This is a genomic window from Xanthomonas sp. WHRI 10207, from assembly GCF_040202975.1.
Lineage (GTDB): Bacteria > Pseudomonadota > Gammaproteobacteria > Xanthomonadales > Xanthomonadaceae > Xanthomonas.
This window is the reverse complement of record NZ_JBEGDX010000002.1, coordinates 566,399-589,616: the sequence shown is the minus strand read 5'-3', so window position 1 is coordinate 589,616 and position 23,218 is coordinate 566,399. Positions and strand designations below refer to the sequence as shown.

The window sequence follows — 23,218 nt, the reverse complement described above, 5'->3', positions numbered from 1 at the left end:
ATGCAGCCGGCACGTGGATGGCAAAAGCGGGCCTGGCCATGCTCCCTCAACCGCGAAGGGGCGTGGCCAGTACCACTCCTTGGTACAACATCAACCTGTGCGCTGCATGCAACGCACAGGTCAAAAAAAAGCGCGCCACCGTGGAGGGTCGGTGGCGCGCCGGTGCTACATCAGAACTTGAAGTTGAGCTGGGCCTGATAGCCGCGGCCGTTCTTGTAGAACGCCGTGGGGGTATCGCGGGTGTTGCTGAAGACCCGGTAGGTGGAATCCAGCAGATTGGTCGCGCCGACGGTGATGCCCATGTAGTCGGTGATCTGGTACGAGGCGTTCAGATCCAGCTGCTTGTAAGCATCTGCAAAGTCACGCGACTCCAGACGACCGATCTGGGTGAAGTACTTCGAGCGGTAGCTGTAGTTCACACGCACCATCCAGTCGCCGTGTTCCCAGTAGGGGATCACGTTGTAGGTATCGCGCGACAGGTACGGCAGATTCAGACCGGAGCTGGAGTCGGACTCGGCAAAGGTGTAGTTGGCCTGCAAACCGAAGCCCAGCCCGAAGCTCTGCTGGTAATTGACCGACACACCCTTGACCTTGGCATCGGACACGTTGACCGGTGTGGTCACCTGGTACAGGCCAGCGATGGCCGGCGGTGCCGGATTCAGCTGCTGGGTGACCGTGGTGTTGACGATGTAGGAACTGATGTCGCGGTAGAACACTTCACCGGACAGCATGCTGGACGGGGCGAAGTACCATTCGGCAGCCAGATCGTAGTTGGTGGACTCGTACGGCTTCAAATCCGGGTTGCCGCCGTTGGCGGTCAGGTTGCCGTTACCGCTGTTGACAGTGAACGTACCCGCCAGATCGGCGTAACGCGGACGGGCGATGACCTTGGCGGCCGAAAAGCGCAGCACGGTGTCGTCGGTGATGTCGTAGGCGATGTTGAAGCTCGGCAACGCCTTGCGGTAGTCATTGGTTTCGGCCACGCGCTGGAAGCTGGTGCCGCCGTCATTGCTCTGCCAGAACTGCGACTTGTCGGTGGTGTCGACCAAGCGCACGCCGACGTTACCGCGCCACTTGCCGGTCTCGTAGTTCAACTGCGTGTAGACGTTCTGAGTGATTTCCTTAACGTCGAACGACGCGCCAAAATCGGTGCGGTACGGGCCCTGCGGCTGCGACAGCAAGTAGCTGCGCACGGCGCCCAGGTTGGCGGTTGGCCAGGTGGTCAAGTCGCCGCTGGCACCCAGGCCGTCGTACAGGCTGCTGGGTGTGGTGCCTGGGTTGAACTGCGTCAGCGACACCGGGTCGGTGGTGTTGATGCGGTTACCGCGCGCGTCGACGCCGTTGTTGTGGTTGATGTACTTGTAGCCGAACTGCAGCTTGGTGAACGGGCCCCATTCCAGGTCGCGCGCGGCATCCCACTGGAAGTACTTTTCGTCGTCCTTGCTCTTCTGATAAGCGATACCGCCGGCCTGCATGATGCCGGTGGTGGTGCCCGGGATATTGCCTTCCTGGCCCGGCGCCAGGCCGGCGGGGTTGCCCGGCAGGGCCCAGTTGGAGGCGCCGCCGTTGTCGTAGTTGACCGACGTATTGCTGCCGTCGAACGCGTAATTGTAGCCACCGTCCTGCATCAGGTACTTCATCAGGTATTCGGGGTTCTTGCCACCTGTGGCCTCGGTGTAGCCGGCCTGGGTGGTGAATACCCACTTCTCGCCGGACCAGTCGTGACGCAGGTTCAGGCTCTTGGTGGTGACAGTGCTCTCGCGGTAGTTGGCATCCAGCTGCGCGTACGGCTGACCGGCTGCGCCATCGCTGACCGTGGCCGAGGTCACCACGCCGTTCTGCACATTGGCCTGGGTGATCTTCTGGCGGTCGTCGTTACAGGCCGGGCACACATAACGCGCCTGGCTGAAGTTGTTGTACTTGCCCTTGATGTACAGACCGGTCAGGTTGAACTCGTTCTGCTCGTTGGGCTTCCACTGCAACGCACCCTGCAGACCGCTGCGCTCGCGGGTCTGCTGGAAGAACGCGCTGCTGATACCGGCCGGCACACGTGCGGTGGCCACATCGCTGCCGTCGCCGGTGATGGTGGCCGTCGGCGGAATGCCGGCGCCAGTGGTGTAGCCGAAGTACTCGATACCGGCACGTGCCAGGTCCTGCTTGTCGTGCGTGGCGGAGATCAACGCGCCGAAGGTTTCGTCGTCGTTCTTCCAGCTCCACAGCGCCGAACCGCGCGGATTGCCTTCTTCGGAACGGTCGTTGTAGTTGTAGCCGATCGAGCCGCGAATGGTGTTCTTGGGCAGGTCCAGCGGCTTGCGGGTGTGCACGATCACGGTGCCGCCGATCGAGCCTTCATCGATGCGCGCTTCAGGGGTCTTGTAGACCTCCATCAGGCCGATGATTTCCGGCGACAGCAGGGTGTAGTTGAAGGTACGGCCGCTGGTGTCGGTCGGGTTGCCGCCCCAGTCGCCGGAGGCGATGGTCTGGCCGTTGAGCAGCACGCGGTTCAACGCCGGGTCGGTGCCGTTGATGCTGACCTTTTCGCCTTCGCCGAACTGGCGGTCGACGCTGATGCCCGGCAGGTGCGACAGCGATTCGGCCGCATTGATGTCCGGGAACTTGCCGATGTCTTCGGCGCTGATCGCATCGACGATGGAGTTGGCCGAGCGCTTGACCGCCTGGCTCTTCTCCAGCGACGCGCGGTAGCCGGTGACGGTGATGGTGTCCAACTCGGTGGTGGCCGACGGCGTGGTGCCAGCCGGGGCTTGTTGTTCTTGTCCGGCAGCCATTGCAGAGCCGGAGCAGTACAGAGCGGCGGTGATACAGAGTGCTAACGTCGTGGTGCGGCTGTGCATGGCTAAACCTCATTGGTTAGTGCTGTGAGTGCGCATGGCCCGTAGTGGGCACAACGCGCTCGGCGTGGCCGGCAAAACAACACGCCCTGACCGATCGCGGTGATCGCACTCCGTGCTCCGCAATGGCAGCAGGTGGCGTCGATGCGCGTGGTAGAGGAGGTGTCCCCCGTGTGGTGAAGCGGTGGAGCGAATGCGACATCGGCGAGTCGAACGTCGTATGACGCGCCACTCACGAATCTGGCGTGGCAGGCGAGGGAAGCGCCGTTCTTCAGTACCGAACAGTTGCTGGCCCCTCCTGCCAGAACCCCGATTTGGATCGAGTCTCGCGTAGCGTTGACAGCGTTGTCAACACATCGTCACAGATCTCTGAAGCGCCTGCGATTGCGCTGCAATGCAGCATTTTTTGCGACGTGATCGTCGAAGCCGCTGAGAGCGTGCGCACATGCGGGGTTCCGTCAGCAACGTGCAATTGGCGGCTTCTATGGCTCGACGGCGTTCCACTGGCACATGCACGGTTTTTATGCAGAAATCTCCGTGATGCATGCGGATTTTTCGTGGATGATGGGCGGTGCGGGAGAATGCCCTGATCGTCGCCGCCACGGTTGCGTTACAGGGCGATTACTGACAACGTTGTCTACCCGCTGCCGTTCGTCGGACAACGGGACATGACGCCAGCCCGCTGCCACTTATCAGGAGAATGCGTGAGCGCAAGCAGCCCAATGGAAGCGGTGGCCTTTCCGCGCCCCGACACCTTCGTTGCCGCAGACGTGGGAGGGACGCATGTGCGCCTGGCGCTGGTCTGCGCAAGCACCGATATGCGCAAGCCGGTCACCGTGCTGGAGTATCGCAAGTACCGCTGCGCCGATTATCCGGGCCTGGCCGAGATCATGTCCGCGTTCTTTGCCGAGATGGGATGCGCGCCAGTGCGGCGCGGCGTGATCGCCAGTGCCGGTTATGCGCTGGAAGACGGTAGCGTGATCACCGCGAACCTGCCGTGGGTGCTGGCGCCGGAACAGATTCGCCGCCAGCTCGGCATGCAGGCGCTGCATCTGGTCAACGATTTCGAAGCGGTCGCCTACGCGGCCAATTACATGACCGGCAATCAGGTCATGCAGCTGTCCGGCCCCGCTCAGGGCGCGCCCGGCCCGGCCTTGGTCCTCGGTCCCGGAACCGGGCTGGGTGCGGCGGTGTGGATTCCCAACGGCGCCAACCCGATGGTGCTGCCGACCGAAGCCGGCCACGCCGCGCTCGCCGCCGCCAGCGATCTGGAAGTGGCCTTGCTGCAGGAACTGCGTCGTACGCGCACGCATGTGGGCACCGAAACCTTGTTGTCCGGCCCTGGCCTGTTGAATCTCTACACCGCGTTGGCCGCGCTGCGTGGCGAGCCTGCCGTGCATCAAGGCCCGGCCGATGTCACCGCCGCTGCATTGGCCGGCAACGACGTGCTCGCGCGCGATGCGTTGCGGGCGTTCTGTGGGTTCATGGGCAGCGTGGTCGGCGACATGATGCTGCTCTACGGCATCCGCAGCGGCGTCTATCTGGCCGGCGGATTCCTGCCGCAGATTGCCGAGTTCATTGCCGCCAGCGACTTCACCGCCCGCCTGCTCGACAAGGGCACGCTGCGTCCTGCCCTGGAGCAGGTGCCGGTCAGCATCGTCGAACACGGCCAGCTCGGCGTCATCGGCGCGGCCAGCTGGTTTTTGCAGCACGGTCGCTGACGCACGACACACCGTAGGAGCGCACCTGGGGGCGACGGGACTTTACCGGTAAGGCTTCTCGCGCCCGGGTGCGCTCCTACACCGTGGTCGGGCGTCGTGCGTCTTTGCAGTAATTCCATTCGTGCTGTGTCGGGCCTCTCGGCAATCGCATCGCCGCATTCCGTAGGAGCGCACCTGGGCGCGATAGGGCATTACCGGTAAGGCTTCTCTCGCCCGGGTGCTGTCCTACGCATTGGCCGGCGTCGTACGTTTTTGCAGTAATTCCACTCGCGCTGTATCGGGCCTCTCGGCAATCGCATCGCCGCACGCCGTAGGAGCGCACCTGGGCGCGATAGGGCGTTACCGGTAAGGCTTCTCGCGCCCGGGTGCGCTCCTACGGGGTTGCCGCCACCGTGCGGGGTCGCCAATCGTTCGGTCACACGAGGCGTGACACTACCCGCACTCCGCGTCAGCAGCCGCGATGTCCTACACGTCCTTGAACCTACAGGTCCCCGAACCGCGCCTGCAATGCCGCGATGGCGGCCAGGCCGGCGGTCTCGGTGCGCAGGATGCGTGGGCCTAATTGCAGGCCGGTGAAACCGGCAGCGGCGAGCGTGGCGCGGTCGCGTGGCGACCAGCCGCCTTCCGGCCCGATCGCCACGATGAGCCCCTGGTCGACATCCGCACTCAGGGTGGACAGGCGATGCTCGCCCTGCGGGTCCAGGGTCAGCCGTCGCGCCTGCGGGTCGCTGGCCTGCGCGGCCTCTTGCAAGCCCAGTGGCGCGGCGACGGTCGGCACGCGTGCGCGGCCGGATTGTTCGCAGGCCGACACCACCACACTGCGCCAATGCGCGATGCGTTTTTCCATGCGCGCTGCATCGAGCTTGACCTCGGTGCGCTCGGCGTTGACCGGCACGATGGCGGCCACGCCCAACTCGGTGGCTTTCTGCAGGATCAGGTCCATTTTTTCGCCGCGCGCGATGCCCTGGAGCAGCGTGATGCGTAAGGGCGATTCGTTGGACAGCGCTTCCGCACGCTCAACCAGCGCACGCGCTTCGCGCTTGCCAGCCACGGTGATCCGCGCGTGGTAGTCGCTGCCATCGCCATTGAACAGGATGCAGGCATCGCCCTCGCGCAAGCGCAACACGCGCAGCAGATGATTGGCGGACTCTTCGGGCAGGGTCACTTCCTGTTCGCACTGCAGCGGCAACGCAACGTGGGACCGGGTCAGGCGCATGCGACGGCCTCGTCGATGGCGTGACGGGTGGTCGCGGCAAGCAAGGCCAGTTGCGCCTCATCCACACAATACGGCGGCATCCAGTACAGCACGTCGCCCAGCGGGCGCAGCACCACGCCGCGCTCCAGCGCCGTGCGATACGCCTTCAATCCAACCCGTGCCGCGGCGGGGAAGGGAGTGTGTTTGTTGCCGGCCTGGGTCAGCTCGAAGGCCACGATCATGCCGGCCTGGCGCAAGTCCGCCACCGCGCTGTGCTCGCCGATCTGCGCAGCGAGGGCGCTCATGCGCGCGGCGGTTTGCTGGTTGCGCGCAATCACGTCGTCGTCCGCGAAGATCTGCAACGTCGCCAATGCCGCCGCGCACGCCAGTGGGTTACCGGTATAGCTGTGCGAATGCAGAAACGCGCGCTCGCGCGAATCGTCCAGAAACGCGTCGTACAACTGCTGCGTGGCCAGCACCGCCGACAGCGGCAGGAAGCCGCCAGTCAGTCCCTTGGACAAGCACAGCAGATCGGGCATCACGCCGGCCTGTTCGCAGGCGAACAGGGTGCCGGTGCGTCCGAAGCCGGTGGCGATCTCGTCGGCGATCAGGAACGCGCCATGCGCATCGCACAATGCGCGCGCACGGCGCAAGTACGCCGGGTGATACATGCGCATGCCGCCGGCGCATTGCACACGTGGTTCCAGAATCAACGCGCAAATTTCGCCCGGCGACTGTTCGAACAGTGCCTGCAGGGCATCGGCCGCCTGCAGTGCATAGTCTTCCGCGCTTTGGCCCGGCTCGGCCAGGTAGGCGTCGGGCGACGGTGCAAACAGCGATTGCAACAACAGCGGTGCATACACGCGCCGATACAACGGGATGTCGCCGACCGACAGTGCGCCGATGGTTTCGCCGTGATACCCGTTTTCCAACGCGATGAAACGCGTGCGGCGATGCTCGCCACGGTTGTGGAAATAATGGAAGGCCATCTTCAAGGCCACTTCGACGCCGGCCGAGCCGTTGTCGGCATAGAACACCTTGGACAGCGGTGCGCGGTCGGGCTGGCGCGGCGCAATCGCCAGCAGGCGCTCAGCCAGCTGCACTGCCGGCGCGTGGGTGAAGCCGGCCAGCATCACCTGCTCCAGGGTGCCGGCCTGCTGCGCGATGGCCGCGCCGATGCGCGGCTCGGCATGGCCGAACAGGTTGGTCCACCAGCTGCTGACCGCGTCCAGATAGCGACGGCCATCGTGACCGATCAGCCACGCACCCTGGCCACCGGCGATGGGGACCAGCGGAAGCGTGTGCGGATGCTCGCGCATCTGTGTGCACGGGTGCCACAGCACCGCAAGATCGCGTTGCCGCCAATGTTCGGCAGCTTCGGAGGCTGCAGGGTCTGCTAGGATTTCGGGCTCATGAACATGTCGATGCATCTGCCTATTCTATCGGTCCGCTCCGCGGCTGCGTGCCACGCATGAGCCCGCGTCTGCCGACCATCCACAAGATCACCGATCTTGGCGACGGGCCGTTCCGTCGCCAGCAACTGGATCTGGAGTTTTCCAACGGGCAGCGCCGTCTCTACGAACGGCAACTCAGCCAGGGCCACGGTGCCGTGGTCGTGGTGCCGATGCTCGACGCGACCACTGTGCTGCTGGTGCGCGAGTACGCCGCCGGCGTGCACCGCTACGAGCTGGGTTTGGTCAAGGGGCGCATCGATGCCGGCGAGACCCCGGAGCAGGCGGCCGACCGCGAGCTCAAGGAAGAAGCCGGCTACGGCGCGCGGCAGGTCCAGGTGCTGCGCGCGATGACGCTCGCTCCTACTTATATGAGTCACCAATCCTGGTTGGTGCTGGCGCGCGACCTGTATCCCGAGCGCCTGGTCGGCGATGAGCCGGAAGAGATGGAAGTGGTGCCCTGGCCAATCGCTCGTCTGGACGAATTGATGCTGCGCGACGATTTCTCCGAAGGCCGCTCGCTGGCCGCCTTGTTCATTGCGCGCGAGTGGCTGGAGCGCAACCCATGATCCGTATCCCGATGGAACTGCGCGAAACCGTGATCGCGATTGCTCGCGAAGCGGGTGAGGCCATCATGCAGGTGTACGCGCAGGACTTCGCGGTCGAGATCAAGGACGACGCCAGTCCGTTGACCCAGGCCGACCTTGCCGCCAATCGCGTCATCGTCGACGGTCTGCGCCGGGTCACGCCCGATGTGCCGGTGCTGTCGGAAGAATCCGCGCACGTGGCCTGGGAGGAGCGGCAGTACTGGACCAGCTACTGGCTGGTCGATCCGCTGGATGGCACCCGCGAGTTCGTCAAACGCAACGGCGAGTTCAGCGTCAACATCGCCCTCATCCACATGGGCGCGCCGGTGTTGGGCGTGGTGCAGGCGCCGGTCGATGGCCGGGTCTGGTACGCCGCACGCGGCGAAAACGCGTTCCGCCGCGACGGCGATCGCGACGAGATGCTGCACACCCGCACACCGGCCGCCACACCCTTGCGGGTCGCTGCCAGCCGCTCGCATCGCGACGCGCGCACTGCGGCCGCGCTGGAGCGCATGGGGGAGATCGACGTGGTGGCGCAAGGCTCGTCGTTGAAGTTCTGCCGCATCGCCGAAGGCGACCTGGATGTCTATCCGCGCTTCGGCCCCACCTCCGAATGGGACACCGCGGCCGGCCAATGCGTGCTGCATGCCGCCGGTGGTGTGCTGCTGGCCGGCGGTTCCGGCAAGCCGTTCCGCTACAACCGCCGCGACACCTTGCTCAATGGCGACTTCATCGCGCTGGGCGACCCCAATCTGCCTTGGCGCGATTGGCTGGCCTGAGCATGCCGGCCTGCCGTGTGCGCGTCACACGCCAGGCAACACGGATGCGCAAGGTCGTGATTGGCTGACCGGTACACTGCGGCGGCATCGCGCGTCGGAGTTGCTGCCACGCGCACTGCCGCACTGCGTCAGCGCTCTCGCCGCGGATGCGCCTTCCAACATCGCTCCAGGAACACACCATGCTCCAGACTCCGCCCACCGGCGATATCCACCGCCTGCTGCAGTTGATGGCGCGCCTGCGCGACCGTGAGCACGGTTGCCCCTGGGATGTGGAGCAGAGCTTTGCCACCATCGCGCCGTACACCATCGAAGAAGCCTACGAGGTCGCCGACGCGATCGATCGCAACGACCTGCCCGGGCTGCGCGACGAGTTGGGCGACCTGCTGCTGCAGGTGGTCTTCCATGCGCAGATGGCGTCCGAACAGGGCGCGTTCGACTTTGCCGACGTGGTCGCCACACTCAGCGACAAGCTGGTGCGCCGGCACCCGCATGTGTTCGCGGCGCAAACGGCGGACGATGCGCAGGCGGTGAGCGCCAACTGGGACCAGATCAAACGCGAAGAACGCCGCGCCGCGGGACACCAGGACGACTCTGCACTGGCCGGCATCGCGCGCGGGCTGCCCGAGTGGCAGCGGTCCACCAAGTTGCAGTCGCGCGCGGCGCGGGTGGGCTTCGATTGGCCTGGCCCGGCGCCGGTGCTGGAAAAATTGCAGGAAGAAATCGAGGAGCTGCGGGTGGAATTCGCCCGCGGCCCGGTAGCCGACAATCAGGCGCGGCTGGAAGACGAACTGGGCGATGTGCTGTTCGTCTGCGCCAATCTCGCGCGACACGCCAAGGTCGATGTGGGCGCCGCGCTCCGGCATGCCAATCTGAAATTCGAACGGCGCTTCCGTGCGATGGAAGCGCAGGCGCACGTGCAGGGCACCACGCTGGATGCGTTGTCGCTGGGCGCGCAGGAAGCGCTGTGGCAACAGGTCAAGCGCGACGAATCCCTCGCGGCGGTGCCGGATGCCGGCGCCGTGCCCGGCGCATGAGCGCCGCGCTGACCACACTGTTGCTGTTCGTCGCCACCGCCGTGGCCGAACTGGTCGGCTGCTACCTTCCTTATCTATGGCTACGCAAAGGCGGCAGCGTGTGGCTGCTGCTGCCCAGCGCGCTGAGCCTTGCGATCTTCGTGTGGCTGTTGAGTCTGCATCCGGCTGCCAGCGGACGCGTGTATGCCGCCTATGGCGGGGTCTATATCGCCAGTGCCTTGCTGTGGTTGTGGTGGGTGGACCGCATCACTCCGACGCGATGGGACCTGCTCGGCGCCGCCTGCTGTCTGCTCGGCATGGCCGTCATCATGTTCGCGCCGCGCAACGTCTGAGCCTGGCGGTCGTGTGATCCGCGCACGACGAGGCGCTTGCTGTCCGACGCGGCAATGGTCGCGAGCGCATTCCTGCAGTGCATCCCCAAGCCGGCGACGGGCAGTGCGGGTGCATACTGCTGCAAGGATCGACTCGTCATATGCAAGGGGGATGCACATGTTTCCGACTTCGTTTTTGGCCATGGCCGTTCTGGTCGCTGGCGTCATCGTGTTGTTCAAGACCGTGCGTATGGTGCCGCAGGGATTTCAGTGGACAGTGGAGCGCTTTGGCCGCTACACCCACACCCTGAGTCCGGGTCTGCACTTTCTGGTGCCGGTGGTCTACGGCGTGGGCCGCAAGATCAACATGATGGAACAGGTGCTGGACGTGCCCAGCCAGGACGTCATCACCAAGGACAACGCGGTGGTACGCGTGGACGGTGTGGTGTTCTTCCAGGTGCTGGATGCCGCCAAGGCCGCCTATGAAGTCTCCAATCTGGAGATCGCCAGCATCGCGCTGGTGCAAACCAATATCCGTACCGTGATCGGTTCGATGGATCTGGACGAATCGCTGAGCCAGCGCGAAACCATCAATGCGCAGTTGCTGAGCGTGGTGGACCAGGCCACCAACCCATGGGGCATCAAGGTCACGCGAATCGAAATTCGCGATATCCAGCCGCCGCGCGATCTGATCGACTCGATGGCGCGGCAGATGAAGGCCGAGCGCGAAAAGCGCGCGCAGATCCTGGAAGCCGAAGGCTCGCGTCAATCGGAGATCCTGCGCGCCGAGGGCGAGAAGCAGGCGGCCGTGCTCGAAGCCGAAGGCCGCAAGGAAGCCGCCTTCCGCGACGCCGAGGCGCGCGAGCGTCTGGCCGAGGCCGAAGCCCGCGCCACCCAGGTGGTGTCCGACGCGATCGCCAACGGCAGCGTGCAGGCAATCAATTATTTCGTCGCACAAAAGTATGTGGAGGCGTTCAAGGCACTGGCCACCGCACCCAACCAGAAGTTCGTGCTGATGCCGATGGAATCCAGCGGCATCATCGGCTCGCTCGCCGGCATCGCTGAACTGGCCAAGGAAGCGATGGGCAAGCCCGACGCGCCAGCCGTACGCATGCCGCCGATGCCGCCGCGCGCGGGAGGCTGAGCCATGCGCTGGGACGTTGTGATCTGGGCGGTGCTGGCGCTGCTGTTGATCGCCGCAGAGACGCTGGTGCCCGGCGCGTTTCTGCTGTGGATGGGGATTGCCGCCGCCGCCGTCTGCATGCTCGTGTTGGCGCTGCCGGGCATGTCGCTGCTGGTGCAGATTGTGGCGTTCGTCGTGCTCAGCTTTGTGTCGGTGCAGGTCTATCGCACCTGGTTCCGCGGCAAGGGGCGGCAGAGCGACCGTCCCTTGCTCAACAGACGCGCCGAGCAATTGATCGGCCGTCGTGTGCTGCTCGATCAAGCCATCCACGATGGCCGCGGTCGCGCCAAGGTCGACGATGCGTTCTGGGTGGTCAGTGGTCCGGATCTGCCCGCCGGCGCGCCGGTGCGCATCGTCGGCGTCGATGGCATGACCTTGCAGGTGCAAGCCACCAGCTGATCGCCGAGCACGGCGAGAAGCCCGGTCGCACATTGCTGCAGTGCGGCGTGCTTGTGCCCAATTGCACGGTTGGGCCGGTGCTGCGTCTGCGCAATGACGCGGTTACCCGCAAGCACGGCCAGGCAGCGATAATGGGCATCTTTCCCTTGGACCGGCGCCCATGACCCAGAAGACCATCCTCAACGACACCCATCGCGCGCTCGGCGCCAAGATGGTCGACTTCGGCGGTTGGGATATGCCGATCCACTACGGCTCGCAGCTGGACGAACACCATCAGGTGCGTCGCGACGCCGGCATGTTCGACGTCAGTCACATGACCGTGGTCGATCTGCGCGGCGCACGCGTGCGCGAGTTCCTGCGCTACCTGCTCGCCAACTCGGTGGACAAGCTCAAGGTGTCCGGCAAGGCGCTGTACACCTGCATGCTTAATCCGCAGGGCGGGGTAATCGACGACCTCATCGTCTATTTCATGACCGAAGATTTTTTCCGTCTGGTGGTCAACGCCGCCACCCGCGAAAAGGATCTGCAGTGGATCGGCGAACAGGCCGCACGCTTCGAGGTACGCGTGGAAGAGCGCGGCGACTTCGCGATGATCGCCGTGCAGGGCCCCAACGCACGCGCCAAGGTCATCGAACTGGTCGATCCGGCCGACGCCACGGCAGCGAGCAAGCTCGGCCGTTTCGCCGCACTGCAGACGCGCTCGCGCGATGGCATCGACCTGTTTGTTGCGCGCACCGGTTACACCGGCGAAGACGGTTTCGAAATCGTGTTGCCGCAGGACGCAGCGGTTGCGTTCTGGAATGCGCTACTCGCGCAGGGCGTCAAGCCGGCCGGTCTGGGTGCGCGCGACACCTTGCGTCTGGAAGCGGGCATGAATCTCTATGGGCAGGACATGGACGACGCGGTCACTCCTTATGAGGCTGCGTTGGCGTGGACGATCACCCTGGACGAAGGCCGCGACTTCATCGGTCGCGCCGTGCTCGAAACGCAAAAGGCACAGGGCGCACCGCGCCAACTGATCGGCGTGGTGATGGATGAGAAGGGCGTGCTGCGCCACGGCCAGAGCGTGTTCACCGCCAGCGGCGAAGGCGAGATCCTGTCCGGCACCTTCTCACCGACGCTCGGCAAGGCGATCGCATTCGCACGCGTGCCGGCCGGCAGCATCGACGACCTGCGCGTGGACATTCGCGGCAAGCAGGTCCCGTTGCGCGCGGTGAAGTTTCCGTTCGTGCGCGACGGTCAGGCGCAGCCCGGCGTTCTTGGTGACTGAGTCGCATGACGCCGGTCGCCCTCGGCCGGCCTCCTGTCACCGCATGCAACCCAGCCATACCGACATGCGTGCACCTGTCTTGTCGCGCGGTCTAAACTAACCACCTGTCCCCAACCCCAGTTTCCCCGGAGCACACCCATGAGCGAGATTCCTGGCGACCTCAAGTTCCTCAAATCCCACGAGTGGGCCCGTGTCGAAAGCAGCGGCCGCGTGACCGTCGGTATTTCCGACCACGCGCAGGGCTTGCTGGGCGACCTGGTCTACGTCGAGCTGCCGAGCGTCGGCGACACCGTGCAGGTCGGCAACGGCGCGGCGGTGGTCGAGTCGGTCAAGGCCGCATCCGATGTCTATAGCCCGGTCAGCGGTACTGTGGTCGAGGTCAACGGCGCGCTGAGCGACAAGCCGGAAACCATCAACGAAGACGCCTATGGCGAGGGCTGGATCTTCGTTGTCGAACTCGACGACAAGGAGCAGCTCAACGATCTACTGTCGCCCGACGACTACGCCGAGCTGCTTGAAGACGACGACCACTGAGTCCGTCTTCCCTGCTGCGCACCGATGGCCGCTCCCAGAGCGGCCATTTTTTTTTGGCGCGTCGCCGCCGGGCGGTGTGCGTTCGAGATCGAGATCGAGGGGCGGTTGGGCAGCCACCTGCACGGTGCTGACACTCGCAGGCTGGAAAGGCGGTTGGCGATGCGCTGACGCGATGCGCGTGGAGGCATCCATGCGCGATCTGTCGCCGCACAACCGCCTGCATACCGGTGCGCCGGATTTCTGACGTGAGTCGTTCGTGAGGGTCTGGGGTGTGCTCGGTGAAAAAAATTCGACGCTCGCAACATGTATCGATGACCGATCGACGTTGCGCAACACGCTGTCGGCGATGCGCAAGCGCACCTGCATGGCGATCGAACGGCGCAATAAGTTTGCGCATTTCTGCTCGTACGACGTCGGAAGCGGAGTTGTCGGATAAAAAATTTTCAGCTGGCGGACAGGCGGCAAGCGATGCCGCAACGCACAGCGCATCGTCGCAGCGTTACGGCACCCTGCATCGTGCGGATTTAGAGCGCTTGAAGAAAACAGCGGAAAAGAAGTGCTTTTTCGCTAACGCTGTTGCGTGGGCGCGCGCTTCCAACCCATCCAGCTTGCCGCGCGCGGTGCGTTTGCCGGACGTCGATGGCGAACGTGGCGATGGTCGGCTGAAAAAAAAATGCAAAAGAGTGTTGACAGTAAAAAAAAGCGTGATTAGGTTTCGCCCAGCAGACATTGCTGCGAAAGAGAGTGAGCAGAATCGACATCGAGCCGACACGCTTGTTCAAGACGTCCACCGAAGCACACTCAATGGTGGAGTCGGGTCCGCTTCTCTCCAAAAAAGCAGTTGTCGTTTCGACTACGCACCCGTGTCGCCGTTCGATGCGGGTGTTTCTGTATCCGTCCCGTCGCGCATTACCTGCGGACGGTACCCGACGACGGCATGCCGACGCGGGGTTTGGTTCAACTGGGCGTTTCACCTCCATAGTTCACTGACGAGGAGCCAATTACATGGCCACTAAAAAAGCTGCGAAAAAGAAACCCACCGCCAAAAAGGCAGTGAAGAAGACCGCCGCCAAGAAGGCGACCAAGAAGGTCGCTAAGAAGGCAACTGCCAAGAAAGCAGTGAAGAAGACTGCTGCCAAGAAGGCCGTCAAAAAGACTGCCAAGAAGGCAACCGCCAAGAAAGCAGTGAAGAAGACTGCCAAGAAGGCAACCAAAAAGACTGCCGCCAAGAAGGCAGTGAAGAAGACCGCAAAGAAGGCGACCAAGAAGACTGCCGCCAAAAAGGCCGTCAAGAAGGCCGCCAAGAAAGCAGTGAAGAAAACTGCCAAAAAGGCAGTCGCAAAGAAGGCGACCAAGAAGTCCGCCACCAAGAAGGCTGCTACCAAGAAGCCTGCTGTGAAGAAGGTCGCCAAGAAGAAGCCGGCCGCTCGCAAGAAGAAGGCCGCTCCGGTCGCGCTGCCCGCAACTCCGGCACCGCTGATCTGATCTGCAACACCCGATCGCCGTAAACATCGAGCTCTCTCCCCGACGCCCAGCGGGGAGGGAGCTTTTTTATTGCGCGGCTCCGTGACCACGTCCGATGCAGTGCGCGAATGCCGACCGTCATCGAGGCGACGCGGTTCGCGAGGTGGCACGGTCTGGAGCTGTAGCCAACCGCCAACGCCAACGCCAACGCCAACGCCGAGAGCTTCTCAAAAAGAGAGTGCTGCGCGACGCCTTGACGCGTCCGATGCATCACCCAAGGCTGCACTTGCGTTGAGGAGGCGATGCTTCCAACCCGTACCGATATCGGCATCGGTATCGGCGTTCCCGAGGGATTGTTCGGCCACCACTTGTCCAGTCCGATTCCCTCGGCCGTCGGTTTGCCTGATGTAATGACAGTTTGCCGCCGTCGCACTGCCCGACGCCCGTCTCCCGACCACGCGACAGCCAGATGCTTTAGAGCAGCTAACAAAACCACTGTGCTCACCGCCAGGCGGGCGCGGCCGGTGCTCGGTGCCGCATGGACCACACGTCCACTGCGGTTCTGAGTGCGCCGTCCACACACCCACCCAACGACTGTTCGCGACGTGTTGTCAGCGCTCTTGGTCCGATACGTTGTGGTGCAGGGTGTCGTGGATCCAGCAATGACGCGTGCGGCAGCCTGACGGCGCCTGCGAGCCGGCGTCTTCGCACGAAGAAGGCGTGATCAAGGCGCCTACACCTACTCCCGTCGATCCGCTGCCCGGCAACCGCATCCACTCTCTACATGCAAAGACGACGTGCAGCGGCGACGAACCAAGCCCAGCGGTGCGCCGCAGATGCAGTATCGCGTTGCAGCGTTGGTCTCATGCACGCCGAGCACGGCAAGTACGTCCCAAGCACGCTGCCCAGCACACGCCTGGCGCCAAGGCGTTCAAACCACCCGCAGACTCCAGCGATCAGAAACAACACAGGCGGCCAAGGCCGCCTGTGTTTCAGCATGCACCGCTACGGTGCCGGCGCTTCGCCTTAGCGCGGCGATGCCACCGACTTGCCGGACGACGCGCCCTTGCCAGCCGGGTCGGCCTTCTCTGCCAGCATGTTCTCGCTGCCGAAGTCGCCGTCCACATCGATATCCAGCCACCGCTTGGCCGGCAAACCGAGGGCGCGGTCCAGAATGGTCGGCAGCATGCCGGAGGGCAGGCCGCTTTCGCCATTCCACATGATGGCGATACCGACGTCGCGCTCGGGCAGCAACGCGACCAGGCCGCGGTAACCCTGCACCGCACCGGCATGGAAGACCACCTGGTGGCCCGCATAGTCGAACACGCGCCAGCCCAGTGCGTAGCTGGCCGCGTCCACGCGCTCATGGCGCCAGCCCGAACGCATTTCGCCCGGCGTGGAAATCAGTGGCGCGTGCAATGTCGCCAGCAGTGGCGCAGGCAACACGTCGGTGCGATGGCCGGTATGTGCGAGCAGCCATTGCGCCATGTCGCTGGCGCTGGCATTGACGCCGGCAGCAGGAGCAAGACGGTAGTAAGTGGGCTTGGGCGTGAGCGACACCCAGCCGTTGCGGCTGCGCACGTGCGGGCGTGCCCAATGCGGACTGGCCTGGATGCCGGCCAGACCCATGCTGGCATCGTTCATGCCGAGCGGCTTGAAGATGCGGCGCTCAACCGATTGCTCGTAAAAACTGCCGGAGGCGGCGAAGACCACATCGCCGACCAAGCTGAAGGCCACGTTCTGATACGCATAGCAATCGCCTGGCGCGCACCGCAGCGGCGCGGCGGCCAGCTTGTGGCTCAGCGAGTAATAGTCGACGTTGGATTCGATATCGCGGTCGTAGGCATTGCGGGTCAGGCCGACGCGATGACTGAGCACCTCGGCGACGGTGAGCTGCCGGGTGGCGACGTTGTCGCTCAGCTGGAAGCCGGGCACGTAGTCGACCACCTTGCTGTCCCAACGCAACACGCCATCGTTGACCAGCAGGCCAGCCATGGTGCCGGCGAAGGCCTTGGACAGCGACGCCAGGCGGAACACGGTATGCGCATCGACCGGTTGCGGGTGATTGACGTCGGTGACGCCATAGCCGCGCGCGCTGAGCACTTTGCCGCCTTGCACGATGGCCATCGCCATGCCGGGCACGCGGTTGCCGTAGGTCAACTGGTCGGCCATCGATTCGAATGCCGCCACGTCGAAGCCGGCGGCCGGCGCCAACACGCTGCTGGCCGGCAACGAGGTGCGATATGGAAGCGGGGCGGTGGGCGACTGCGCGACGGTCGCCGGCTGCAGCGCATAAGCGGTGGGCGCGGGCGTCTGTGCCGTGGAAGAGAGGGCCAGAGGCAATAACGCCCCGAGCAGCCCGATGGCCAACGGACGGAACCGTCGGCGCCTGCGCATTACTGTCATGGTTGTCCCGCCTGTTCCACTGCTTGGAGCGATTCTAGCCCCGCGCTTCGCAATAGCACAAACTGCCGGAAGATGAATGGGCATCATATTGATCCTATTGACGATTTGGGTTCAGAAATCGGGCTGGTCAGGGCCGTGGCGACGCCACGCAGGGTGCATGCGAAGCGGGTTGCAAGTGCCGTGCCGGGGCAGCCCACGCGCGCGTCGCAGCGTCCTGCCTCCGCCGCTGGTGGTGCTGCGCCGCATCGGCTAACTTGCGCGCTACTTCGTCAGGTGCTGCCGCCGCCATGTTCTTGTTGTCGGGCTCGTTCGCACGGGCGATGTTGACGCCATGAATCGTCCCTCTGCGCCGCGCTCGGCGGCTGGCCGTCTGGGCGCTGCGCTGCGCAGTTCGCCACCGCTGGCGTGGTCGTTCCTGTATTTCTTCTGCCTGCTCAGCGGTTACTACGTGCTGCGTCCGGTGCGCGAGGCGATGGGTGCATCGTCGGATGTGGCCGCGTTGTTTCCAGCCGGCATGATCGGCTTCTTCGCCGCGCACGGCATGCCGCTCAAGGACTTCACCTTGCAGGTGCTGTTTACCTGCACCTTCCTGATCATGCTGCTACTGCAGCCGGTGTACGGCGCGGTGGTCAGCCGCTATCCGCGGCGCGTGTTCCTGCCGCTGGTCTACGGGTTCTTCATTGCGACCCTGCTGCTGTTCTACGTGCTGTTCGACAGCGGCGTGCCAGGGCGCGGGATGGCGTTCTTTTTGTGGCTCACGGTCTTCAACCTGTTTGCCGTGGCGGTGTTCTGGAGCTTCATGGCCGACGTCTTCAGCAATGCCGAAGCGCGCAACTACTACGGCTATATCGGCGCGGCCGGCACCCTGGGCGCATTTCTCGGGCCGATCCTCACCCGCACCTTGGTCGAGCGCATCGGCATTGCGCACCTGATGCTGGTGTCGGCCGGGTTCCTGACGGTCTGCGTGGTGTGCGTGCTGCGTCTGCGCCTGTGGGCGGTGGCGCGCGAGCAGGAGCGTCAACTGGACTCCGGCGAGGTGCCGATGGGCGGCGACGTGCTCGGTGGCCTCAAGCTGATCGTGCGCGAGCCGTTGCTGCGCTGGCTGGCGTTGATGACGTTATTCGGCGTGGGCGTGGGCACCTTGCTCTACAACGAGCAGGCGGCGCTGGTACGGCGGCTCTATACCGATGCGGCCGCCAGCACCGCGTACTACGCCAGTATCGACCTGGCGGTCAACGCGCTCGCACTGGTGCTGCAATTGCTGGTGACGCGCGCGCTGTTGTCGCGCTTCGGCATCGCACCGGCGCTGCTGATTCCGGGGGTGGCCATCACCTTGGGGTACGCGGTACTGGCAGCCTCGCCATTGCCGCTGATGATCGCCATCGTGCAGGTGATCACGCGCTCCAGTGAGTTTGCACTGGCCAAGCCGGCGCGCGAAACCTTGTACACGCGAGTCAGCCGCGAATGGCGCTACAAGGCCGGCGCGGCGATCGACACGGTGGTCTATCGCGGCGGCGACCTGAGCTTTGTGTGGATCCACAAGCTGGTATCGGGCTTGGGCTCCACCGCGGTGTTCGGGGTTGGTCTATTGGCGGCAGTGGGCATGACGCTGGGCACGTTTGGCCTGCTGCGCGAAGCACGCAAGTTGCCTGCAGAACGCGATGGTGTGGCGGACGGGCGCGCAGCGGAGTCGCAGTGCTGACCCGCGCCCCGTGCTTGCAGCTGTGTTGTCGCTGCGCAGGGCGGCCTTGCCGGAACATCCATGGAGCGATGGCGCGCGCATAGTCGGGCGGCCAGGTACTGACGCGTGGTAGTGCTTGTATGGGGCGTCTATCCCGCACAAGCGCGCACTCCGCAGCCAGCGGATGACAACCAGCACGCGACATCGTTCATCACGCGTGGGCCAGTGCTGCGCTGGTGACGTCATCTCGTTCAAGTCACGATCTCTGTGCGTGTTGCCAGACAGCCGGAGCGGCATCGCGGCTATGCTTGCCGCCACGTCCACACGACTTTCTTGCCATGTCCCTGTTCGCGATCATCGCCGGCATCCTTGTCGGCCTGCTGCATGTCTACATCCTGGTGCTGGAGATGGCGCTGTGGACGCACCCATTGGGCTTGAAGACCTTCCGCAACACATTGGAGAAGGCACGGGCCACACGCGTGCTGGCGGCCAACCAGGGCCTCTACAACGGCTTTCTCGCCGCAGGTCTGCTCTGGGGCGCGCTGGCGGCGCGGGTCGATGTGCTGAGCTTCTTCCTGGGCTGTGTGGTGGTAGCGGGGTGCTACGGCGCCTACAGCGTCAACCGCCGCATTTTCTTCGTGCAGGCGGTGCCCGCGTTGATCGCGCTCGGGTTGGTGTGGCTACCGCACTGAGGCGTCTGTTGGCAGGGTGTTTGCCTCTCGTCAGCAGGCTTGCCCGCGATGCCACATCACCGGTCACGCCGCTTCGCGCGCAAGCCCACGCCTGCAAGACAGCCACCCGAGACTGACAGGTCGGCAGCACAGGGCTGCTCGCATCTGCTCACAGCGTAGCCGGGTGATGAGCGGCCCCCGCAAACAACGACGGCGGGCTAAAAGCCCGCCGTCGTCGCTGACAACCTTGGCCCGAACCTTACGCGGCTTCGCGCGGCTGCTGTGCCTGCGGCTTGTCGTAGAAGCTCGCCGCACGCAACTCGTGCGGATCGAAGTCGTCCACGGTGATGGTGTCCATCATGATCTCGCGCAGCTCTTCCAGCAGCTTGCGCTCGTCCACGGTGAGCACGCCCTCGGCCACCGCTTCGTCGAGCTGTGCACTGAAGTCGAGGGCTTCGATGCCCTTGGTCTTGAGCGCCTTCAGGAACTTGCGTTCCACCGGCTCGGCCATCACCGCCTTGGCCAGATAGCTGGAGATGCGGCCACCCGGGTTGTTGGCGCACGGGGTCAGAAACACGCCCTGGGCCAGGCGATCGCGCGCTTCGTTCGGGGCCATCAGGATCGATGCCACACGATGTCCCAGGCGGTCGCCCGGCGCTTCGGCACGACGGCCCAGCGGGAAGATCAACACCCACATCAGCCAACCCACCGGGCGGATCGGGAAGTTACGCAGCGCTGCCGACAGCGCGGTTTCGATCTTGTGCACGCTGTCGTGGAAGGCCCAGGCCAGCAGCGGCTGGTCGGCCGCCGGCGCGCCTTCGTCGTGATATCGCTTGAGCATCGCGCTGGTCATGTAGATATGGCTTAGCACATCGCCCAGCCGACCCGACAACGACTCCTTGAACTTCAACTTGCCGCCCAGCATCAGCATCGACACGTCGGCCATCAGGGCCAGGTTGGCCGAGTAGCGATCCAGCTTGCGGAAAAAGCGACGCGTGTATGCATCACCCGGCGCTGCGCCGATACGCGCACCGGTCAGACCGAACCAGAACGAACGCACCGCATTGGAAATGCCGAAGCGGATGTGCCCGAACAGGCTCTGGTCGAACTCTTCCAGACCGCGGCGCGTATCCGGATCCTGCGCCGCCTTCATTTCCTTCATCACCCACGGATGGCACAGGATCGCGCCCTGGCCGAAGATCAGCAGGCTGCGGGTCATGATGTTGGCGCCTTCCACGGTCACACCGATCGGTGCAGCCTGCCAGGCACGGCCGGCGAAGTTGCGCGGCCCCAGAATGATGCCCTTGCCGCCAATCACATCCATCATGTCGCTGACTACTTCGCGGCCCATGGTGGTGCAGTGGTACTTGGCGATCGCCGACGGCACCGACGGCACGTCGCCACGGTCAACCGCTGCGGCAGTGGCCTGCGCCAGCGCGCTGATCGCATAGGCCTTGCCGCCGATCCGCGCGAGCGCTTCTTCCACGCCCTCGAAGCGGCCGATCGACAGACCGAACTGCTTGCGGATGCGCGCATACGCACCGGTCACCACCGCAGCGTACTTGCCGCCACCGCTGGCGGTGGAGGGCAGGGTGATCGAACGACCCACTGCCAGGCACTCGTTGAGCATGTTCCAGCCCTTGCCCACCATCTCCACGCCGCCGATCAGCTGGCTGAGCGGAATGAACACCTCGGTGCCACGGATCGGGCCGTTCTGGAAGGTGGAATTCAGCGGGAAATGACGGCGGCCGATTTCCACTCCCGGGGTCTCGCGCGGCAACAGCGCCAGGGTGATGCCGATGTCCTTCTTGTCGCCGATCAGGCCGTCCGGATCATAGGCGCGGAACGCCAGGCCGATCAGCGAAGCGACCGGTGCCAGGGTGATGTAGCGCTTGTCGAAGGTGAGCTTGACGCCGAGCACGTTGGCGCCATTCCACTCGCCCTTGCAGACGATGCCGTAGTCCGGGATCGAGGTGGCATCCGAGCCGGCGAACGGGCCGGTCAGACCGAAACACGGCACTTCTGCACCGACGGCCAGACGCGGCAGGTAATAGTCTTTCTGTTCCGGGGTGCCGTAATGCAGCAGCAGCTCACCCGGCCCGAGCGAGTTCGGCACACCGACGGTGGAGCTGACCACGCTGGAGATCGACGACAGCTTCTGGATCACCTTGTGGTGCGCCAGCGCGCTGAAACCCAGACCGCCGTATTGCTTGGGAATGATCATGCCGAAGAACTTGTTCTTCTTGATGTAGTCCCACAGCTCCGGCGGCAGATCGGCGTGGACGTGGGTAATTTCCCAGTCGTTGACCATCTTGCACAGCTCTTCCACCGGGCCATCCAGGAACGCCTGCTCTTCGGCGGTCAACTGCGGCTTGGGATAGTTGAGCAGCTTCTGCCAATCCGGGTCGCCGGTGAACAGCTCCCCCTCGAAACCGACCGAGCCGGTCTCCAACGCGATGCGCTCGGTCTGCGACAGCGGCGGCAATACCTTGCGGAAAAAGCCCATCAACGGCGTCGTCAGCAGCGGCTTGCGCAGGAACGGCAACAGCACCGGAGCGGACACCAGCACCACCAGTGCGGCGGCGGCGATGGTGGCGGTGAGATTGGCACCCAGCAGCCAGCACGCCACCAGCACGCAGGCGCTGATCGCAACCCAGGTGGCAAGGCGCATGCGGTGATAGGCAGCGATACCCGCCGCCAGGATGACGAGGAGGAACGGTGCAACGATGCTCATGGTCTTGCTCCAGTGACATGCTCGGTGATGTTGGACGCTGCAATGGTGCCAACCGAGGGCAGTGCGTCCAGATAATGCAACACGGTGGCGGTAAAGGTGGTGTTGTCGTCGCCTGCCAGCATGTGCGTGGCGTCGGCCAGCTGCACGTGCTGCGCATGCGGGGCGATCGACAGGAATTCGGTGATGTTGTCCGGCGTGACCAGATCGCTGCGCCCGCCGCTGATCAACAGCATCGGGCAACGCACCTGCGCTGCGGCTTCCAACAAGGCGTGCTGCTGCAACTGCGCATCCTGACCGGCCAGTTCGTCGACCAGGCGAGGGTCCCAGTGCCAATGCCAACGGCCATCTGCGCGTTGACGCAGCAATGCCTGTAACTGATGCGCAGTCTTGCGCGGGCGATGCGGCAGATACGCCGCAATTGCATCGGCCGCCGCATCCAGCGAGGCAAATCCATCCGGATGCGCGGTCATGAAGCGCAGGATGCGCTCCACGCCCGTGGTGTCCCAACGCGGCGTGATGTCGACCAGCACGATCGCGCGGAACAGCCCCGGCCAGCGCGCCTCGGCAAGCAGCCCGAACAGGCCGCCCATCGAGGCAGCGACCAGCACCGGCGGCTCTGGCTGCTCGCCGGCCAACACAATCAGGTCGTCGGTGAATTGGGTGGGGGAGTAGGGCAGATCGGCCTCGTTGAAGCCCGAGTCTCCATGCCCGCGTGCGTCGTACGACAGCGCGCGGTAACCGGCCTGCGCCAGCGCGGTTGCCGTCGCTTCCCAGGCATGCCGCGTCTGCCCAAACCCATGCGCCAGCAACACCGTCGGTGCGTGCTGCGCACCCCGTACCGACACGGCCAGCTCCACGTCGCCAGCGCTAACGCGCGACATGGTCGCAATGGGGGCAAGCGTAGAAGGAGATGTAACCATACCTAATGGTATGGATGCAGAGCGCCTGC

General features: G+C 64.5%; 19 protein-coding genes and 1 other RNA gene. 14 read left to right on the top strand and 6 right to left on the bottom strand.

What is annotated here, in order from left to right; all coding sequences use genetic code 11:
* Window positions 1-170 precede the first annotated feature (170 nt).
* Window positions 171-2,852, bottom strand: coding sequence for a TonB-dependent receptor (locus tag ABQU90_RS08230; protein WP_323521372.1), 2,682 nt, complete (start codon window positions 2,850-2,852; stop codon window positions 171-173).
* A 719-nt stretch (window positions 2,853-3,571) separates the two neighbouring features.
* Between ABQU90_RS08230 and ABQU90_RS08225 the strand changes: the two genes are divergently transcribed.
* Entirely contained in the window at window positions 3,572-4,570 is a 999-nt protein-coding gene (locus tag ABQU90_RS08225) for a glucokinase family protein (protein WP_323521434.1), read from the top strand.
* 481 nt (window positions 4,571-5,051) lie between these two features.
* Here the strand turns inward: ABQU90_RS08225 and ABQU90_RS08220 are convergent, their stop codons facing one another.
* Window positions 5,052-5,786: a 16S rRNA (uracil(1498)-N(3))-methyltransferase gene (locus ABQU90_RS08220; protein WP_323521371.1), complete on the bottom strand. Its 735-nt coding sequence runs from the start codon at window positions 5,784-5,786 to the stop codon at window positions 5,052-5,054.
* Window positions 5,777-7,195, bottom strand: coding sequence for an adenosylmethionine--8-amino-7-oxononanoate transaminase (gene bioA / locus ABQU90_RS08215; RefSeq protein WP_323521370.1), 1,419 nt, complete (start codon window positions 7,193-7,195; stop codon window positions 5,777-5,779). Before bioA ends, ABQU90_RS08220 begins: the two co-directional genes overlap by 10 nt.
* Window positions 7,196-7,236: 41 nt before the next feature.
* On the opposite strand from bioA, the gene nudE reads away from it, so the two are divergent.
* From nudE to ABQU90_RS08160, 11 genes are all read left to right on the top strand, one after another.
* Window positions 7,237-7,785 carry an ADP compounds hydrolase NudE gene (nudE, locus tag ABQU90_RS08210; RefSeq protein WP_055849296.1) on the top strand — a complete coding sequence of 183 codons (549 nt, stop codon included), beginning with the start codon at window positions 7,237-7,239 and terminating at the stop codon, window positions 7,783-7,785.
* The gene (gene cysQ, locus ABQU90_RS08205) at window positions 7,782-8,582 is read left to right on the top strand and encodes a 3'(2'),5'-bisphosphate nucleotidase CysQ (RefSeq protein WP_115513572.1); all 801 of its coding nucleotides are present in this window, start codon (window positions 7,782-7,784) and stop codon (window positions 8,580-8,582) included. Before nudE ends, cysQ begins: the two co-directional genes overlap by 4 nt.
* Window positions 8,583-8,761: 179 nt before the next feature.
* The gene (mazG, locus tag ABQU90_RS08200; protein ID WP_323521369.1) at window positions 8,762-9,616 is read left to right on the top strand and encodes a nucleoside triphosphate pyrophosphohydrolase; all 855 of its coding nucleotides are present in this window, start codon (window positions 8,762-8,764) and stop codon (window positions 9,614-9,616) included.
* The gene (locus ABQU90_RS08195) at window positions 9,613-9,948 is read left to right on the top strand and encodes a YnfA family protein (RefSeq protein WP_323521368.1); all 336 of its coding nucleotides are present in this window, start codon (window positions 9,613-9,615) and stop codon (window positions 9,946-9,948) included. The genes mazG and ABQU90_RS08195 overlap by 4 nt, the downstream gene beginning before the upstream one ends.
* A 157-nt stretch (window positions 9,949-10,105) precedes the next feature.
* Complete coding sequence (locus tag ABQU90_RS08190) at window positions 10,106-11,071, top strand: SPFH domain-containing protein (RefSeq protein ID WP_055850368.1); 966 nt, start codon at window positions 10,106-10,108, stop codon at window positions 11,069-11,071.
* A gap of 3 nt (window positions 11,072-11,074) precedes the next feature.
* Window positions 11,075-11,509 carry an NfeD family protein gene (locus ABQU90_RS08185; RefSeq protein WP_323521367.1) on the top strand — a complete coding sequence of 145 codons (435 nt, stop codon included), beginning with the start codon at window positions 11,075-11,077 and terminating at the stop codon, window positions 11,507-11,509.
* Window positions 11,510-11,669: 160 nt separating this feature from the next.
* A complete protein-coding gene (gene gcvT / locus ABQU90_RS08180; RefSeq protein WP_323521366.1) occupies window positions 11,670-12,779 on the top strand; it encodes a glycine cleavage system aminomethyltransferase GcvT in 1,110 nt (369 codons plus the stop codon).
* A 138-nt stretch (window positions 12,780-12,917) separates the two neighbouring features.
* Window positions 12,918-13,313 carry a glycine cleavage system protein GcvH gene (gcvH, locus tag ABQU90_RS08175; RefSeq protein WP_055849316.1) on the top strand — a complete coding sequence of 132 codons (396 nt, stop codon included), beginning with the start codon at window positions 12,918-12,920 and terminating at the stop codon, window positions 13,311-13,313.
* Window positions 13,314-13,738: 425 nt separating this feature from the next.
* Window positions 13,739-14,329 (top strand): hypothetical protein, encoded by a 591-nt coding sequence (locus ABQU90_RS08170; RefSeq protein ID WP_323521365.1) that lies wholly within the window; start codon window positions 13,739-13,741, stop codon window positions 14,327-14,329.
* A complete protein-coding gene (locus ABQU90_RS08165) occupies window positions 14,319-14,798 on the top strand; it encodes a histidine biosynthesis protein HisIE (RefSeq protein WP_082473483.1) in 480 nt (159 codons plus the stop codon). The genes ABQU90_RS08170 and ABQU90_RS08165 overlap by 11 nt, the downstream gene beginning before the upstream one ends.
* Window positions 14,799-15,315: 517 nt before the next feature.
* Window positions 15,316-15,394: non-coding RNA, sX9 sRNA (locus tag ABQU90_RS08160), on the top strand.
* 409 nt (window positions 15,395-15,803) lie between these two features.
* On the opposite strand, the gene ABQU90_RS08155 is transcribed toward ABQU90_RS08160, so the two are convergent.
* The gene (locus ABQU90_RS08155; protein ID WP_484422141.1) at window positions 15,804-17,183 is read right to left on the bottom strand and encodes a serine hydrolase domain-containing protein; all 1,380 of its coding nucleotides are present in this window, start codon (window positions 17,181-17,183) and stop codon (window positions 15,804-15,806) included.
* A 331-nt stretch (window positions 17,184-17,514) separates the two neighbouring features.
* On the opposite strand from ABQU90_RS08155, the gene ABQU90_RS08150 reads away from it, so the two are divergent.
* Together ABQU90_RS08150 and ABQU90_RS08145 are read left to right on the top strand one after the other, a co-directional pair.
* A complete protein-coding gene (locus ABQU90_RS08150; protein ID WP_323521364.1) occupies window positions 17,515-18,885 on the top strand; it encodes an NTP/NDP exchange transporter in 1,371 nt (456 codons plus the stop codon).
* A gap of 317 nt (window positions 18,886-19,202) precedes the next feature.
* Complete coding sequence (locus ABQU90_RS08145) at window positions 19,203-19,556, top strand: DUF1304 domain-containing protein (protein ID WP_323521363.1); 354 nt, start codon at window positions 19,203-19,205, stop codon at window positions 19,554-19,556.
* Window positions 19,557-19,794: 238 nt separating this feature from the next.
* Here the strand turns inward: ABQU90_RS08145 and ABQU90_RS08140 are convergent, their stop codons facing one another.
* Entirely contained in the window at window positions 19,795-22,269 is a 2,475-nt protein-coding gene (locus tag ABQU90_RS08140; RefSeq protein ID WP_323521362.1) for an acyl-CoA dehydrogenase, read from the bottom strand.
* Window positions 22,266-23,189, bottom strand: a complete 924-nt coding sequence (locus tag ABQU90_RS08135) for an alpha/beta fold hydrolase (protein ID WP_323521361.1) — start codon at window positions 23,187-23,189, stop codon at window positions 22,266-22,268. The genes ABQU90_RS08140 and ABQU90_RS08135 overlap by 4 nt, the downstream gene beginning before the upstream one ends.
* Window positions 23,190-23,218 lie beyond the last annotated feature (29 nt).